Genomic DNA, 15,341 nt, shown 5'->3' with positions numbered 1-15,341 from the left:
TTGTCACGTGCAGCTGTGCGCATACGGTCACCGGTCGTGCCGTCCCGGTGTCCACCCTAACCCGAGGTTTCTATGGGGTGCGGTATCGCGGAAACCTCCCAAGTTCACTCGCTCCACCTGCGGTTCACCACAACCGGCTCTTCCGGGAGTCGTGTGGAAGTCGCCATGTCCCGTTCATGTTCTGGACAGGAAGTGCAGGCGAACTAAGGGCGGCTTGTTCAGACAAGTTCCATCACTCGCTCCTGGGAGAACCCGTGCGCAGAACCCTCGTCCGCGGTGCCGCCGTCCTGCTCGGCGCCGTCGTCCTGACCACCGTCACCGCCTGTGGTGCCGCCCCCGAGGGCGCGGCCGGCGCGGAGGGCGGGAAGGCGGCCACCGCGACATCGGCCGCGGACTTCGGCGGCCTGGACGCCCTCGTCAAGGCGGCGAAGCAGGAAGGCGCCCTGCACGTCATCGCGCTCCCGCCGGACTGGGCCAACTACGGCGAGGTGATCAAGGCGTTCGAGGCCAAGTACGGCATCAAGATCGAGAGCGAGAACCCGGACGCCTCCAGCTCCGACGAGATCGCCGCGGTCAAGTCCCGCAAGGGCCAGAAGCGCGCGCCCGACGTCCTCGACCTCGGCATCGCCTTCGCCCGCAGCGGTGCGGCGGAAGGCCTCTTCGCCCCCTACAAGGTCGAGGCCTGGGACAAGATCCCCGCCGGGCAGAAGGAGGAGACCGGCCTCTGGTACAACGACTACGGCGGCTACGTCTCCATCGGCTGCGACGCCAAGCGCATTCCGAACTGCCCGAAGACCTTCGCCGACCTGCTCAAGCCCGAGTACAAGGGCAAGGTCGCCCTCAACGGCAACCCGACCAAGTCCGGCTCGGCCTTCGGCGGCGTGTACGCGGCGGCCCTCGCCAACAAGGGATCCTTCGCGGACATCCAGCCCGGCATCGACTTCTTCGGCGAGCTGAAGAAGAGCGGGAACTTCATTCCCGTCGAGTCCACCCCGGCGACGGTCGAGAAGGGCGAGACGCCCATCAGCATCGACTGGGACTACCTCAACGCCGGCTACGCCGACCAGTTCAAGGAGAAGGGCGTCGACTGGCAGGTCGCCGTCCCCAGCGACGGCGTGTACGCGCAGTTCTACTCCCAGGCCGTCAACAAGGACGCCCCGCACCCCGCCGCCGCCCGTCTGTGGATGGAGTTCCTCTACAGCGCCGAGGGGCAGAACCTCTGGCTCAAGGGGTACGCCCGTCCCGTCCTGCTGCCGGCCATGACCGCCGACGGCACCGCCGACGAGACCTTCGTGGCCAAGCTGCCCAAGGTCGACGGCACCCCCGCCTTCCCGGCCTCCGCCGAGCTCGACAAGGCCAAGGCCACCCTCGCCGAGAAGTGGGACAAGGCCCTCTCCTGATGTCGTCCACCGCCCCCACCCCGGGAACCGCCGGCGGCCCCCGCCGCCGGCGGCGCGGCCCCCGCACCTGGCTCGCCGCCCTCCCCCTCATCCTCTTCACCGGGCTGTGCTTCGGACTGCCCCTCGGCGCCCTTCTGTTCGGTGCGGTGACCCGCACCGATCCGACCACCGGCGCCACCGTGCTGACCGGCGAGCACCTGAGCCGCTCGCTCCAGGGCCCCTATCTGGGATCCCTCCTCGGCAGCCTGCAACTCTCCGGCCTCACCGCCCTGATCGGCTCGGTGCTCGGAGTGTTCATCGCCCAGGCCATCGTCACCTCCCGGTCCCCGGCACTGCGGAACGCCGTCCTCACCGCCTCCGGGGTCCTCGCCAACTTCGGTGGCGTTCCCCTGGCGTTCGCCTTCGTCGCGACCCTCGGCATCTCCGGCGTGGTCACCCAACTCGCCGACCTGACCGACCTCGGATGGAACCTGTACTCCTTCGGCGGCCTGGCCGTCGTCTACCTGTACTTCCTCGTACCGCTCATGGTCCTGGTCATCCTTCCCGCCCTCGACGGTCTGCGCCCCCAGTGGCGGGAGGCCGCGCAGAACGCAGGAGCCGGCAACCGGCAGTACTGGCGCCACGTCGGCATCCCCGTCCTGGCGCCCTCCCTCCTCGGGGGGTTCGTGCTGCTCTTCGGGACCGCGTTCGCCGCCCACGCGACGGCCGCGGCGCTCGTCGGAGGATCCGTGCCCCTGGTCACCCTGAAGATCGCGGACGCCCTCTCCGGCAACGTCCTGGTCGGCCAGGAGAACGTGGCGCTCGCCCTCGGCCTCGACATGATCCTGATCGCCGGCCTGGTCATGGCGGTCTACCTCCCCCTCCAGCGCAGGAGCGCACGATGGCTGCGATGACCCCCACCGCTCCGGACGTCGACCGGAAGTCCGCGGCGCGGGCGCCCCGGCCCGCCGCGCGCGTACGGACCGGGCGTCGTCCCCGCCTCTGGCGCGGCCTCGTCCTCGTCCTCGGCGGGGCGTACTTCCTCGTCCCGCTCGTCGCGTCGTTCGTGTTCACCGTGCACACCCCCGGGCAGGGCGTCTCCTTCGAGGCGTACACCGCACTGCTCGCCGCCGACGGATTCGTCGAGAGCCTGCTGCTGTCCCTCGGCCTCGCCGCCGCCACCATCGCCCTGGCCCTGCTGCTGGCGGTGCCCGCCCTGGTGGCCGTCCGACTCGGCGCACCGCGCCTGCGGCCGGTCGTCGAAGTGATGTGCATGCTGCCGCTGGTGGTCCCGCCCATCGCGCTCGTCACCGGCATCAGCACGGTACTGCGCTGGGGCCCCGACCACCTGTCGCGGACCCCGCTGTACCAGACCTTCCTCGCGGTCCAGAACGAGGACTTCCCCGCCGTCCTGGTCCTCGCCTACACCGTCATGGCCCTGCCGTTCGTATACCGCTCCCTGGACGCCGGGCTGCGCGCCGTGGACGTGCCTACCCTGGTCGAGGCCGCCCGCAACTGCGGCGCGAGCTGGCCGTACGTCATGCTCCGCGTGATCCTCCCCAACCTGCGCTCCTCGCTCGCCGGCGCCGCCTTCCTGACCCTGGCCCTGGTCCTCGGCGAGTTCACCATCGCCTCGATCCTCGGCTTCCGACCGTTCGCCGTGTGGATCGTCTCCATCTCCGGCGCCCACGCCCGCATGTCGGTGGCCGTCTCCCTCCTCAGCCTGCTCATCACCTGGCTGCTGCTGCTCGTCCTGTCCCGGGCCGGAACGGCTCCGACCAGCACGCCCGGAGCCCCTCGTACCTCCCGCAAGGAGTCCTGACCCATGACCTCTGCAACAGCGGAACGGACGGAGTCCACCCCCGCCACCGGGGCCCGCGTCGAATTCCGGGGCCTGCGCCGTGCCTTCGGCACCACCGTCGCACTCGACGGACTCGACCTGACCGTCGAGCCGGGCGAGCTCCTGGCCCTGCTCGGCCCGTCCGGCTGCGGCAAGACCACGGCGCTCCGGGTCCTCGCCGGTTTCGAACGCCCCGACGCAGGAGAGGTCCTCGTGGACGGGGCGGACATCACCCAGGTGCCGGCCAACCGGCGCGACGCCGGCATGGTCTTCCAGTCGTACAGCCTCTTCCCCAACCTCACCGCCCGCGACAACGTCGCCTTCGGCCTCCGGGTGCGCGGGAACGCGAAGGCCGAGCGCCACGCCCGCGCCGCCGAACTCCTCGACCTGGTCGGCCTGCCCGAGCACGGCGACCGCTATCCCCACCAGATGTCCGGTGGTCAGCAACAGCGCGTGGCACTGGCACGGGCCCTGGCCCTGCGGCCCCGCGTCCTGCTCCTCGACGAGCCCCTGTCCGCCCTCGACGCCAAGGTCCGGCTCACCCTCCGGGAGGAGATCCGACGGCTCCAGCTCTCCCTCGGCATCACCACCGTGTTCGTCACCCACGACCAGGAGGAGGCGCTGTCCATGGCGGACCGCGTCGCCGTCCTCAATGCCGGAAGGCTGGAGCAGTGCGCCGCCCCGGCCGAGCTGTACCGCCGGCCGGCCACCGCCTTCGTCGCCGAGTTCGTCGGCACCATGAACCGGCTGCCGGGCCGGCTGACGGACTCCGGACTCGTGGAGGCCGCGGGCAGCCGCCTCCCCATCGACGGCGACGTCCCCGCCACCCCGGACGTCGAGGTGCTCGTCCGTCCCGAGAACGTCACCGTGACCGCCGAGGCCGACGGCGGGGCCGTCGTCACCTCCACCTCCTTCTTCGGTTCCGTCACCCGCGTCCACCTCGACGACCGCGGCACACAGGTCAAGGCGGACCTCCCGTCGCGGGACGCGACCGAGCTGACCCCCGGCACCCGCGCCACCATCGGCCTCGCCCCGCACCCCGCCCTCGTGGTGCCGAGGACGGAACGGTGACCGCGCTCGCCGCCGTCCTCTTCGACATGGACGGCACCCTCGTCGACACCGAGGTCCTCTGGTGGCAGGCCACGGAGGAGGTTGCCGACCGACTCGGCCACCGGCTCACGGACGCCGACGCGCCCGAGGTCGTCGGACGTGCCGTCGTGGACACCGCGGCGCACCTCGCGCGCGCCACCGGCACACCCGGCGCCGAAGGGATCGCGGCGGAGTTGACCACGGCCTTCCAGCAGCGCGTCGACGAAGGAGCGCCGATGCGCCCCGGAGCGGAGCGGCTGCTCAGCGCACTGGAGTCCGCGGGCGTGCCGTTCGCACTGGTGAGCGCATCACCCAGGTCGGTGGTCGACTCGGTGGTGGGAGGCGCGCTCGCGCACGTCCCCTTCGCCTTCACCCTCTCCGCCGACGACACCGCGCGCACCAAACCGCACCCCGACCCCTACCGCACGGCAGCCGAACGACTGGGCGTCCCGACCGCCGCCTGCGTCGCCGTCGAGGACTCACCGGACGGCACGGCCTCGGCCGACGCCGCCGGCTGCACCGTCCTGGTCGTCCCCTCCCTCCTCCCGGTCCCTCCGGGCCCGGAGCGGATCTTTGCGGACAGCCTCGACGGGGTGTCCCTCGACGACCTCCGCGGCTACGTCCGTGACCGAACCGCGGGCCGGAGCGACCGACGGACGGGGCACCGCTCCGGCGGATGAACCGGAGCCGGCCGCGCGGCTCCGAGTGCCCCCTTCCCCCACTCCTCCCTATGCTGGGGAGAGCGAGGTGAGGAGGGCCGCGATGGCCGCCGTCGCCGTACACAACGCCGTCCTGGGGGAGGGGCGCCCGATGCTCCCGTACGCGGAAGCAGGGCGTCCAGAGGGCACACCGATCGTGCTGGTGCACGGCTACCTGGACTCCTGGTGGACGTTCGAGCCGATGCTCCGTGCCATGCTCCCCGGCCTGCACGCCTATGCCCCCACCCAGCGGGGCCACGGCGATGCCGACAAGCCGTCCGACGGCTACCGGCCGGACGACTTCGCCGATGACCTGCTCGCCTTCATGGACAGCGTGGGCCTGCAGCGCGCGGTGCTCGTCGGCGGATCGAGCGGAGGGGTCCAGGCCCGCATCCTCGCGGGCCGCCGACCCGACCGGGTCTCCGGCCTCGTCCTGCTCGGCGTGCCGGGCTCACTCGCCGACAAGCCCCGGGTCGGCGAGTTCTGGAACACCGTGAGGGAGCTGAAGGACCCCGTGGACCGCGCACTGGCAACGGACCTCGCCGACGGATTGACGGCAACCCCCGTGGGGCGCGGCTTCCTGAAGACCGTCGTGGACGAGAGCCTCAAGGCTCCGGCCAGGGTCTGGCGGGAAACCCTACGGGGCCTGTTGGAAGCCGATCTCCGGGCCACCCTGACCGGGATCCTGGTGCCCACCCTGGTCGTCTGGGGCGACCAGGACCCGCTCCTGAACCGCGCGGACCAACAGACGATCCTCGACGCGATCCCCGACTCCCGCCTCCTCGTCTACGAGGGAGCGGGCCACCTCGTGTACTGGGAGGATCCGGAGCGCGTCCTGCGCGACCTGGCGGCCTTCGCCGCCGACCGCTTCTGAAGCCCTCGGCGGCCGCACCCCGGCCCGGGTGCCCCGGCTCCGACCCTGGGGCCGGAGCCGGAACGGCCGGGATCCGGCCCGGCCCGCAGCGCCGGCCCCGTGCCGCAGCGGTCCGCTCAGACCCCCAACCCGGTCAACCGGCGGCGGTCGAGGGGAGAAGCCCGCCGGTCGAGGCGCTCCTCCAGGAGGCGGCGGGCCGTGTCGCGGTGGCCCGCTTCCACCAGGGCGTACAGCAGGGTCTCCTCGACGACCTCCCGCTGCGCCGCGCTGCCCCCCACCCGACGCAGCGAGGGCAGCAACCCGCGCAGTTCCGTCACCGCGGTGGCCCACTCCTCTTCCAGCACGGCTTCCAACGCACGGCACAGCGGAACGACCACCTCCCGCTGGACCCAGTCCGCGCCTGCCGCATGGTCACGCAGCCGGCGGAGCGCGGGCAGGTCGCCCGCGGCCGTGAGGGCGATGGCGCCGTGCAGGGCGGTGAAAGCGGTCGATGGACGCTCGACCAGGTCGCGGGCGACGGCGTCGAGGACGCCGTCGGCCGGCAGTCGACCGGCCCAGTTCCGCGACATGCGGGCCCGCCACAGGAGCGATCCGGAGTCCACGAGGGCCCTGACCCCGTTCACCTGGCCCGGGGCGAGCTGCGCGAACCAACGACGGCGCACGGCCGCGGAGTCGTCGAGGGCGAGCTCGTGGAGTGCCACGTGCCAGGAGAAGTGGGCCCGGTGGACGGCGCCCCGCCCCCGGCTGCCGATCCAGTCGTCCAGCCAGTCCCGTCCGGCACGGTGCGCCCCGGACTCGTAATGGACGTGCGCAAGGGCGTGCACGGCGTGGCCGGAGGAGGGTTCCACGGAGAGCGCCATCCGTGCGAGCTCCCCCGCTTCGTCGATCCGCCCCTGCTCCTGGCGGACGAAGGAGAGCAGCGAGGTGTGGAACCAGTGGCCCTCGTACGCGGACGCGGTGTCCTCCACCAGGCGCAGCGCGAGCGTGCCGTCGAGGTCTCCCACTCCGGCGAAGGCGATGGTGGGCACCGCGATGCCGAGGGCGAAGGCATCGCCCGGGAAGCGGGTCAGATGGTCGATGAGGGCCTTGTCGCCGTCCACCGCGTCGCCGTTCCCCCGTCCGTCCGCCGCATGGCCACGGATCCTGCGCGTCACGACGTCGACGAACGACCGCTCCCGGTCGTCCGCCCGGTCACGCACGCTGCGCTGTGCGTCCGCGAGCGCGCGGGCGACGTCGACGTCCGCACCGCCTTCGTGACCGAGCAGGGCCAGTGCGGCATGGCCGAGCGCGAAACCGGGGTCGAGCTCGACCGAGCGGGCGAAGGCCTCCGCCGCCTTGGCCCGTACGGTGATCACCCGCCCGAGTCCGCTGCGGTACGCGGCGGCGGCAGCCGCGTGCGTGGACAGCGACAGCCCGAACTGGTCGGTCGGACGGCGCCGTGCCATCGACCGCGAACCGTGGGGCAGCGCGGCGAGAACGGCCTCGGCGACCTCCTTGGCCTGTGCCCGGATCTCGGGGATCGCGGTCGTCTCCCACAGCTCGCCGCGGCGGGGCGCACCCAGCGTGAACAACGGTCGTTCGACGCGCCCGGTGCCGTCGCGCAGGCATCCCGCGTGGGTGGAGACGCCGATGCCCAGGGGGCCGGGCACCGCGAGACCGTCGGAGAGCAGCCCCCGCCACAAGGGGTCGCCGCCGGCATCGGCCGCGAGTCCCGGGCCCGTGCAGTCGACGACCCATGCCACGTCGAGTTCGCGGCCGTCGGCGAAGGACACGTGGAGACCGCCGTCCCGGCGCGGTGCGGCGGAGGCGATCCTGCCCGCGTGGATCCGGAGTCGGCGCGCGGCACGCGCCCGGGTGATCGTCTCCGCGGTGGAGGGGGCCATGCGGTGTCGGTGGACGTTCCAAGGGGTGGCGTCGCGGCCGAGGAACTCGGCCCTCTCCTCGTGGGTGAGGCCCTGCCACAGCTGCCCGACCCAGGGACGCAGCCCGTCGAAGGCGGGGCGCCAGTCACCGTGGGTGCGGCGGGTCTCGGCGACGTACCGCATCACTTCCCTGCGCAAGCGGTCGAGCGGAAGAAGGGGAAGGTCCGGGGGCGGTAGGACGGCGGGCAGCGGGGCGACGGCGTGCGGTTGGGGGAGCAGCCCGGTGCGGGACACGGCGTGCACGGTACGGCCTGGGCGGTCGAGGACGAGCGCGAGGTCGACGGCGGTGAGCCCGGTGCCGACCAGCAAGACGTCATCCGAGTCCGCCACCTCGTCGAGCGCGCCGGGCGACCAGGGGCGGGAGATGAACCCGGGCGAGCCGAGCAGTCCGTCCGGTGCCCAGGCGGAAGACCCCTGCGCGGGCCCGGTGGCGAGCACCACGCTGTCCGCCGTCACCGTCCCGTCGGCGCCGAGGGCGAGCCGGAACCGCCCTTCGGGCGTCTCGGAGCAGCCGGTCGCCCTGCTGCGGAGGCGTCGCACGGAGACCGTGCCGTGGGCGGCGATGATGGCGCGGCCGAGGGTGTCGGCGAGGTAGGAGCCGTAGCGGTACCGCGGGGCGAAGTCCGCGGCGGTGGCGGTGGGCTCCCCGTGGTTCGCGAGCCAGCGCAGGAAGTGGCCCGGATCGTCGGGATAACAACTCATTCCGCCCACCGGGACGTTGAGACGGTGATCGACGTCCTGTGTGGAGTAGGCCACGCCCCGGCCCGCCTCGGGGGCGGGGTCGACGAGGACCAGGTCCAGCGGGGTGCGCCGCCGGGCCGCCGTCTCGCACAACTGGACGGCGACGAGCGCGCCGGCTGCCCCCGCCCCGACGACCGCGACGGTCGGTCGCGGAAGGTCGGAGGAGGAAGACACGGCAGGGGCGGGGCGGGCAGGGGATGCCACGGGCACCTCCGGAGACGGAGCGGACACGGAACGGGCAGGGGGTCGGGCGAAGTTCACTATGTCGATGAACAAAGTGAATCGACAACGAGGGATTTGGACAACGCCATCGGAGAGCGGGAGAGCGGGAGAGCGGGAAGGCAGCAGGGCCCCGTCCGTACCGAAGCCGGATCCCCGAACCGCTGTGAGACATTGGCCCGGTGAGGATCTCTGCACGAACGGATTACGCCCTCCGGGCCATGGCGGAACTGGCCGACACCCCGGACCGGCCGCGCAAGGCCGAGGACATTGCGGGCCGCCAGGACATTCCCGGCCGCTTCCTCTTCGTCGTACTCGGCGACTTGAGGCAGGCCCGTCTCGTGGTGAGCGTCAGAGGGCCCGACGGCGGCTACACGTTGGCCCGTCCTCCGGCGGAGATCAGCCTCGCCGACATCATCCGGGCGATGGACGGCCCGCTGGTCAGTGTCCGTGACCTGAAACTGACGGGCCTCGCCTACCAAGGGGCGGCTGCGCCCCTGCCGGACGTGTGGCGTGCCGTGCGCACCAGCATCCGCCAGGTCCTGGAAGGCACGACGCTCGCCGACCTGACGGCGGGGACGCTGCCGGACCTCGTCCGGGAACGCGCCTCCGCATACAACGAGGACGTCCGGACGTACCCGCACGGGTAGCCGGGTGCGCACGACCGTCGGACGGTCGGTTCCCCTCCGGTGGTGGCCCGTCCCGCCTGTCGGTGCCGCTCGAAAACCTCGTGGTCGTAGGGGTGTTAGGTTCACGCCCGTGACGGATCACCAGAACGAGACCAGGGCGGCCTACGACGCCGTCGTCGACCTGTACGCGTCGATGTTCGCCGATCGGCTGGAGACGAGACCGTTCGCGCGCGCCATGCTCAACACCTTCGCCGAACTGGTGCGCGGCGGGGGCAACCTCCAAGTGGCCGACGTCGGATGCGGTCCCGGACACCTGACGGCCGTGCTGCACGACCTGGGCCTCCAGCCCCACGGACTCGACCTCTCCCCGGCCATGATCGACCACGCCCGAGCGGCCCATCCGACGCTGCGGTTCGAGGAAGCGCGGATGGAGTCCCTCCCCGTCGCCGACGACGCGCTCGGCGGTGTCCTGGCCCACTACTCGATGATCCACACCCCGCCCGAGGAACTGCCCGCGCTGCTCGCCGAGCAGGTACGCGTCCTCGCACCGGGAGGCCTGTTCCTGGTCTCGTTCTTCGCGACCGGAGGATCGGAGCCGGTCCGCTTCGACCACAAGGTGACGCCTGCCTACAGCTGGCCGGTGGACCAGTTCGTCGACATGCTCAGGGGAGCCGGATTCGTGATCCCCGCCCGCCTCCTCCACGACCCGGCCTCCGAGCGGGGCTTCCTCGACGCCCATGTGCTCGCCCGACTCCCGTAGGACGCCTCCGGTCGGCAACTGCCGCTGGACTGCCGCTGCTCACCACCGCTCACGGGCCTTCCCCTTCCCTACGCTCCTGAATTCCCACCACGGCGAGACAGGAGTACGACATGGAGAACCCGACCCGTCGGACGGCGGCGACCGGGACGGCCGCACTGCTGGCAGCGAGCCTCGTTGCCGCAGTGGCCGTCACGGCGAGCGAGCAGACCCCCACCGCATCCGACCGCATCACCTCGGTCACCCAGCTGAAGCAGAGCATCAGGGCGGCGGCCGAACTGGAGCAGCAGGACGCCGCCGCAGCTGACGTCGGCGGCGGCACCGGCGGCCAGGTGACGCGCGTCGGCGCACGCGCCGCCTGCTGAGGCCGGGGAGGTGACCGTCGTGGGCGGAAACGAGTCCGTACGGCAGACCTGGTGCCCCAGCGGTGAGGCGGACAGGCCGGAGTCCGTCGTCCTGGGCGTGCGCTCCGGGCAGGACGGGAGCGTGGTCTACCTGGCCGATCCCGTGCCGGCCTCCGAAGTGCTGGGCGAAGTCCCGGAGGGCATCGAGCCGCGCCGCATCCTGCGCTTCGCCTCGCACTGCGCGAGCGACTGCCTGCACCGCAGGGGCGCCGACTGCACGCTCGTCGAGCGTGTGCTGGCGCGCCCGGTCGCCGGCCAGGGCCGTTCCGTCCCGCGATGTCACCTCCGGACCAGCTGCCAGTGGTGGACCCAGAGGGGCGTCGACGCATGCCTGCGGTGCCCGGCGGTCGCGACGCGTCACCGCACCGACGACACCTTGGCCGAAATGGTGGCCGACCCCGCCACGACGAAGGAACAACTCGATGCCTGGATCGCGGCTTCCGCCTGAGCGCACTGCCGACCGGGCCGGGGTGGCTTCGGCCGTAGCAGGAGAACGGATCAAGGCCTTCCGCGGCCACGGGCAGTCGACGAGCGGGCGAGAAGAGGCCGGTGCGGTTCCTGCGCGAGGTGCGATCAACCCGAGTCCCCGCGAGGTGCGATCAGCCGGAGTCCCCGTCCTGGCCTTCATCGACGTCATGCCGGTGCCAACGCCCCCGGGGAACGTCCCAGGTGGCGTCCTCGGCATGGGGGCGGGGGAGTACGGGCAAGGGACCGGGTGCCGTTTCGATGAGGTGGATCAGCGTCCAACCGACGCCGTAGCAGTCGTCGGGCCCGAAGCAGCCGGCCAATGCCTGGGCTTCCTCGGCGGTGACGGGGCGGGCGATCGCCCCCAGCTGTTGGCAGCGCCGGTCGATCTCCTCCTCGGACGAATCCCAGTCGGGCAGTGGACCGTCGGCGACGAAGATCTGCACTTCGGTTCTCACGCGCGTTCCCGTTCTCAGGTGTCGACGGCACGAACCTAGCTGCTGGCATCCTTCGGCGGCAACGCGCAGCCCCCGTCGTCGCAGGGTCAGCGCCTTCCTGCAGGAGCGACCGCCCCTGTCGTTCCGAACGATGCACGGCGAAGAACGGGGAAGCCCTTGACGGGTCGGTGATGCGGTCGTGCGGCACCGGAGCTTCCGCAGGAGGCGTCGGCCCCTCGGTGCGGGGCCAGTGAGCATCGGAGGCACCCGTGCCACGCCCGACACCCGCTCACGGCCCACGTCCCCACCGCGGGCGACGTCGGCGCCTCCACCAGGAGGCGGGTGGCCGTCGAGAACCGCGACGAGCAGCTCCACGCCGGCCCCATCAGTGAGCCGGTTCCTGCCGTCCCTGTTCCTGCGGACCGCACGGCGCTAGCGTCGAGTCCCGTGATCGTATGGCTCAACGGCACCCATGGCGCGGGCAAGACGACGACCGGTGCGCTCGTGCAGCAGCTGATCCCGGATTCACGGGTGTTCGACGCCGAGAAGGTCGGCGAGACGCTCATGGACATCACACCGGGGTTGCCCGCCACCGACAACTTTCAGCACTGGCCGCCATGGCGGCCCCTTGTGGTCGAGACCGCGCGACGCGTTCTCGATTACACCGGCGGCGTTCTGGTGGTTCCCATGACCGTCCTGGTCGAGCAGTACTGGCGCGAGATCAGCTCGGGCCTCGCTCGGCATGCCATTCCGCTCCGGCACTTCGTCCTCCACGCAGACCAGGACACTCTCCGCGGGCGCATTGCGGGCGACACCGTCGTCGGCCCCGACTCGCCGTTCCGTCTTCACTACCTCAAGCCCTACGCCGAGGCGGCCCGCACGTGGCTGCACGCCGAGGCCGAGGTCGTCGACACCACGCGCCTCACGCCCGCCCAGGCCGCCCTGCAGATCGCGGAGGCCGTCAAGGATTGAAACGAACGGCGTGCGGCGTCACGGCCTCGCAGGTGCCAAGGGGCCCGCCTTGGTGACGACCGGTGTGCTTCGGCCGAATCGGGAAACGGGCAACACCTCACGAGCCGCCGCGTCGGTCGCGCTCCGCTCCGTGGCCGACGGAGACGCCCAGGCGGTCGGCGAGGGACGTGAGGGCCGTGCCGAGCGGAAGGGCCACGCGGGTGGCAGCCAGCTGGTCACCGCGGGTCGGGTCCCGGTTGACGATCAGTACCGGCGTTCCCGCCTCGGCCGCCTGTCGGACGAACCGGAGGCCGGACATCACCGTGAGTGAGGAACCCAGGACCAGCAGTGCGCTCGCCCGGTCGACCAGCCGTCGACAGTGCTCGACCCGTGGCGGCGGGACGTTCTCGCCGAAGAACACCACGTCCGGCTTCAGGACGCCGCCGCAGTCGGTGCACGGCAACACCCGGAACCCCTCGACCTGCTCGTCGCTGAGGTCGGCGTCGCCGTCGGGATTCATCCCCGCGGCCACCGGCTCGAAGCCCGCATTGGCCTCTTCCAGTCGCTCGGCCAGTGTGCGACGCGGGCTGAGGGCACCACAGGAGAGGCAGATGACACGGGCCAGGCTCCCGTGCAGTTCCACCACGTGCTCGCTGCCGGCGGCCTGGTGCAGACCGTCGACGTTCTGGGTGATCACTCCCGAGACCAGGCCGTGGTGGGCGAATGCCGCCACGGCCCGGTGCCCGGCGTTGGGGCGCGCCCGACCGAACGTGCGCCAGCCGAGGTGGCTGCGCGCCCAGTAGCGGCGTCGCGCCCGTGCGCTGCCGGTGAAGTCCTGGTACGTCATCGGAGTGTGCCGCCGCAGGCTGCCGCCCTCGCCGCGGTAGTCGGGGATGCCCGATTCCGTGGAGAGGCCCGCGCCGCTGAGCACCAGCACGTCCTTGGTGCCCAGCGCATCGACGACCGGCCCCAGGTCCGTGGTGCCCGGCGGCAGGTCCTCGGTGGGCGTCCAGCTGAGTGTGGGGCGCATGCGCATGCAGCCCAGGGTACGGAACGGCCCGCGCCCCCCGCTCGTCCCGCGCCCGGAGGCCCAAGGAGCCCCACCGAAGCCGAAGGGGCCCGCCGAAGCCGGGAAGTCCTTTGCGGGATCGGATGCGTCACGCAGCGTGGGGGAGGGGCTGCCGTCGGGTGCGCGGTCCGGGCAGGCCCCGGACCGCGTGGCTCCGGCATGGCCGCGGGTGGGGAACAAGGCAATCCGGTGGCGCGCGGCGAGGAGATCCGCAAGGCTCGCCCCCATGGTCTCGGTACTGCAGAACGTGGCGATCGACTGTGCGGATGCCTATGAACTGGCCCGGTTCTGGAGCGGAGCGACGGGCCGCCCGCTCCACCCCGACGCCAGACCGGGGGACCGGGAGACGGAGGTGCTGCTGACGGAGGGACCGGTGCTGTACTTCAACCAAGTGCCGGAGCCCAAGACGATCAAGAACCGGATCCACCTGTGTCTGCGGCCCGAGAGCTCGCGCGATCAGGAAGTGGAACGGTTGCTGGCCCTCGGCGCCCGCTTCGTCGCCGACCACCGGAACCCCGACGGCTCGGGCTGGGCGGTCCTCGCCGACCCCGAGGACAATGAGTTCTGCGTCCTACGCAGCACGTCCGATCGAGCCGGTACGGACTCCTGACCCCCGGAGCGGTGGCCGACGCCCGGTGGGCCTCGCACGCACGGGCAAAGAGGAGCGGGTCCGAGGGCGTAGCCTGCCCCCGGACCCTGTTGATGCCGCTCCCCATCGCACGCCGGCACGCTTGAGGACCCGGGTCATTCGTCATTGCGTCGCGTCCTGCCGTTGGACCACCGCCGATCGAGCTCGGCGGACCAGATTCGAACTGGCATTTCGACGCACCAGGGCCCGGGCCCGGTCGATCCGGCGATGAGCGGCGCATGCTGAGTCTGGAGCAATAGTCTGAGATTGACCGCGGTCTGCCTCTGCCTGTTTGGGCCACCCCGGCGAGAAGTGCCGGGGGGAGGAGTCGAACCCCCACTGGAACCGCAGATGTCACGACAAGGCTCAGCTTCAGCTTTGCGCTCCTCGCGCACCCCGGCCGCGTCCTGCGGCCGGGGAGTCCATGGCGTCCCGGCTACCCGAAGAGGTAGCCGAAGACGGCGTCACCGACCCGCTGGTCGGTGACCTCGGTGCCGTTCGCTTCCTCGCGGGCGAACTTCACCGCCTGCTGCAGCTTCTCCACGCGCTCCAGCAGTTCCTTGATCCGTCGGGCCGGTAGCGCGCCCGAGAACTTCACCGTGGTCCAGTAACCGACCGGCACGTCCTCGTAGTAGACCTCGACCTGTGCCGGATGCCTGTCCGTGGCCTCCGCCTTGACGTGGTTGCGCGGGACCTTCTTTGTGCGGACCGTGCGCACCACTTCGGTCTTCCAGGCATCGGTCGACGGGTCCTGCGTCCACGACTCGGCGGCGTCCAGCACGGGCAGCTTGCGGACGAAGGTGTTGATGTCGGCGAGCTGCTTCTCCAGGAACAAGAGGTAGGCGACGGGAGCCCGCTCCACGAGCACCCGCCCGTCGACCGTGACGTCCGCACGGGCCTCGCAGTTCGCCCAGTCCTTGGTGGCCGTCACATCGAAGAGACGGGTCAACGCCCGTGCGGTGTCCCGCAGTACGTCCTCCGCCTTCACCTGCACCAGCGTCGACTCGGGCGGCAACTGCTCGCCCTCCTCGTCCTTCGGCTGGTACGTGCGGGAGAGTCCGGCGAGCAAAGCGGGCTTCTGCAGACCGTGATGCGCCGCCGTCAGGTCCTGGTGCGCCCGGGACTTGACGCCCTTCTCCACTGCGATGATCTGATTGAGTTTCGTTGCCACGTCGTCGACTCTAGGACGCGCACCGGGCCCGGTCGAACCATTTTCCACCGGGCCCGGTCCCGCCCGCA

16 protein-coding genes and 1 pseudogene are annotated in these 15,341 nt (G+C 71.6%); 12 read left to right on the top strand and 5 right to left on the bottom strand.

All coding sequences use genetic code 11. The features are described 5' to 3' along the window. Positions 1–287 precede the first annotated feature (287 nt). The 6 genes from ACFW22_RS13065 to ACFW22_RS13040 all read left to right on the top strand — a co-directional run bounded on the left by ACFW22_RS13065 (position 288) and on the right by ACFW22_RS13040 (position 5,880). Positions 288–1,400 (top strand): ABC transporter substrate-binding protein, encoded by a 1,113-nt coding sequence (locus tag ACFW22_RS13065; RefSeq protein WP_386402506.1) that lies wholly within the window; start codon positions 288–290, stop codon positions 1,398–1,400. Then, on the top strand, positions 1,400–2,293 hold the full coding sequence (locus tag ACFW22_RS13060) for an ABC transporter permease (protein ID WP_386402436.1): 894 nt from the start codon (positions 1,400–1,402) through the stop codon (positions 2,291–2,293). Before ACFW22_RS13065 ends, ACFW22_RS13060 begins: the two co-directional genes overlap by 1 nt. Then, entirely contained in the window at positions 2,281–3,201 is a 921-nt protein-coding gene (locus ACFW22_RS13055; RefSeq protein WP_386402434.1) for an ABC transporter permease, read from the top strand. Before ACFW22_RS13060 ends, ACFW22_RS13055 begins: the two co-directional genes overlap by 13 nt. A 3-nt stretch (positions 3,202–3,204) precedes the next feature. Beyond that, positions 3,205–4,290 carry an ABC transporter ATP-binding protein gene (locus tag ACFW22_RS13050; protein WP_386402432.1) on the top strand — a complete coding sequence of 362 codons (1,086 nt, stop codon included), beginning with the start codon at positions 3,205–3,207 and terminating at the stop codon, positions 4,288–4,290. Positions 4,291–4,316: 26 nt separating this feature from the next. Next, a complete protein-coding gene (locus tag ACFW22_RS13045) occupies positions 4,317–4,988 on the top strand; it encodes an HAD family hydrolase (RefSeq protein ID WP_386402504.1) in 672 nt (223 codons plus the stop codon). 82 nt (positions 4,989–5,070) lie between these two features. Beyond that, positions 5,071–5,880: an alpha/beta fold hydrolase gene (locus ACFW22_RS13040; RefSeq protein ID WP_386402430.1), complete on the top strand. Its 810-nt coding sequence runs from the start codon at positions 5,071–5,073 to the stop codon at positions 5,878–5,880. Between the two features lie 116 nt (positions 5,881–5,996). Here ACFW22_RS13040 and ACFW22_RS13035 read toward each other — a convergent pair whose 3' ends face one another. Then, the gene (locus ACFW22_RS13035; protein WP_386402502.1) at positions 5,997–8,717 is read right to left on the bottom strand and encodes an FAD/NAD(P)-binding protein; all 2,721 of its coding nucleotides are present in this window, start codon (positions 8,715–8,717) and stop codon (positions 5,997–5,999) included. 227 nt (positions 8,718–8,944) lie between these two features. Here ACFW22_RS13035 and ACFW22_RS13030 point away from each other — a divergent pair, with 227 nt between their 5' ends. The 4 genes from ACFW22_RS13030 to ACFW22_RS13015 all read left to right on the top strand — a co-directional run bounded on the left by ACFW22_RS13030 (position 8,945) and on the right by ACFW22_RS13015 (position 11,000). Beyond that, positions 8,945–9,412, top strand: a complete 468-nt coding sequence (locus tag ACFW22_RS13030) for an RrF2 family transcriptional regulator (RefSeq protein WP_386402428.1) — start codon at positions 8,945–8,947, stop codon at positions 9,410–9,412. A gap of 109 nt (positions 9,413–9,521) precedes the next feature. Next, entirely contained in the window at positions 9,522–10,151 is a 630-nt protein-coding gene (locus ACFW22_RS13025; protein ID WP_386402426.1) for a class I SAM-dependent methyltransferase, read from the top strand. Between the two features lie 110 nt (positions 10,152–10,261). Then, positions 10,262–10,513 (top strand): hypothetical protein, encoded by a 252-nt coding sequence (locus ACFW22_RS13020; protein WP_386402424.1) that lies wholly within the window; start codon positions 10,262–10,264, stop codon positions 10,511–10,513. Between the two features lie 19 nt (positions 10,514–10,532). Continuing rightward, complete coding sequence (locus ACFW22_RS13015) at positions 10,533–11,000, top strand: hypothetical protein (RefSeq protein ID WP_386402422.1); 468 nt, start codon at positions 10,533–10,535, stop codon at positions 10,998–11,000. A 151-nt stretch (positions 11,001–11,151) separates the two neighbouring features. On the opposite strand, the gene ACFW22_RS13010 is transcribed toward ACFW22_RS13015, so the two are convergent. After that, positions 11,152–11,475 (bottom strand): hypothetical protein, encoded by a 324-nt coding sequence (locus tag ACFW22_RS13010; RefSeq protein WP_386402420.1) that lies wholly within the window; start codon positions 11,473–11,475, stop codon positions 11,152–11,154. A gap of 426 nt (positions 11,476–11,901) precedes the next feature. Here ACFW22_RS13010 and ACFW22_RS13005 point away from each other — a divergent pair, with 426 nt between their 5' ends. Beyond that, positions 11,902–12,426 carry an ATP-binding protein gene (locus ACFW22_RS13005; protein WP_386402500.1) on the top strand — a complete coding sequence of 175 codons (525 nt, stop codon included), beginning with the start codon at positions 11,902–11,904 and terminating at the stop codon, positions 12,424–12,426. A 97-nt stretch (positions 12,427–12,523) separates the two neighbouring features. Here the strand turns inward: ACFW22_RS13005 and ACFW22_RS13000 are convergent, their stop codons facing one another. Next, entirely contained in the window at positions 12,524–13,441 is a 918-nt protein-coding gene (locus ACFW22_RS13000; protein ID WP_386402418.1) for an NAD-dependent protein deacetylase, read from the bottom strand. 259 nt (positions 13,442–13,700) lie between these two features. Between ACFW22_RS13000 and ACFW22_RS12995 the strand changes: the two genes are divergently transcribed. Beyond that, positions 13,701–14,084 carry a VOC family protein gene (locus tag ACFW22_RS12995; RefSeq protein WP_386402416.1) on the top strand — a complete coding sequence of 128 codons (384 nt, stop codon included), beginning with the start codon at positions 13,701–13,703 and terminating at the stop codon, positions 14,082–14,084. Positions 14,085–14,415: 331 nt separating this feature from the next. Here the strand turns inward: ACFW22_RS12995 and ACFW22_RS12990 are convergent. Continuing rightward, positions 14,416–14,503, bottom strand: a pseudogene (locus ACFW22_RS12990). 35 nt (positions 14,504–14,538) lie between these two features. Then, a complete protein-coding gene (locus tag ACFW22_RS12985; protein ID WP_386402413.1) occupies positions 14,539–15,273 on the bottom strand; it encodes a hypothetical protein in 735 nt (244 codons plus the stop codon). Positions 15,274–15,341 lie beyond the last annotated feature (68 nt).

Source organism: Streptomyces sp. NPDC058872, from assembly GCF_042743065.1.
GTDB lineage: Bacteria > Actinomycetota > Actinomycetes > Streptomycetales > Streptomycetaceae > Streptomyces.
Note: the sequence above shows the minus strand (reverse complement) of the source record. Positions and strands in the feature narration are given on the sequence as shown.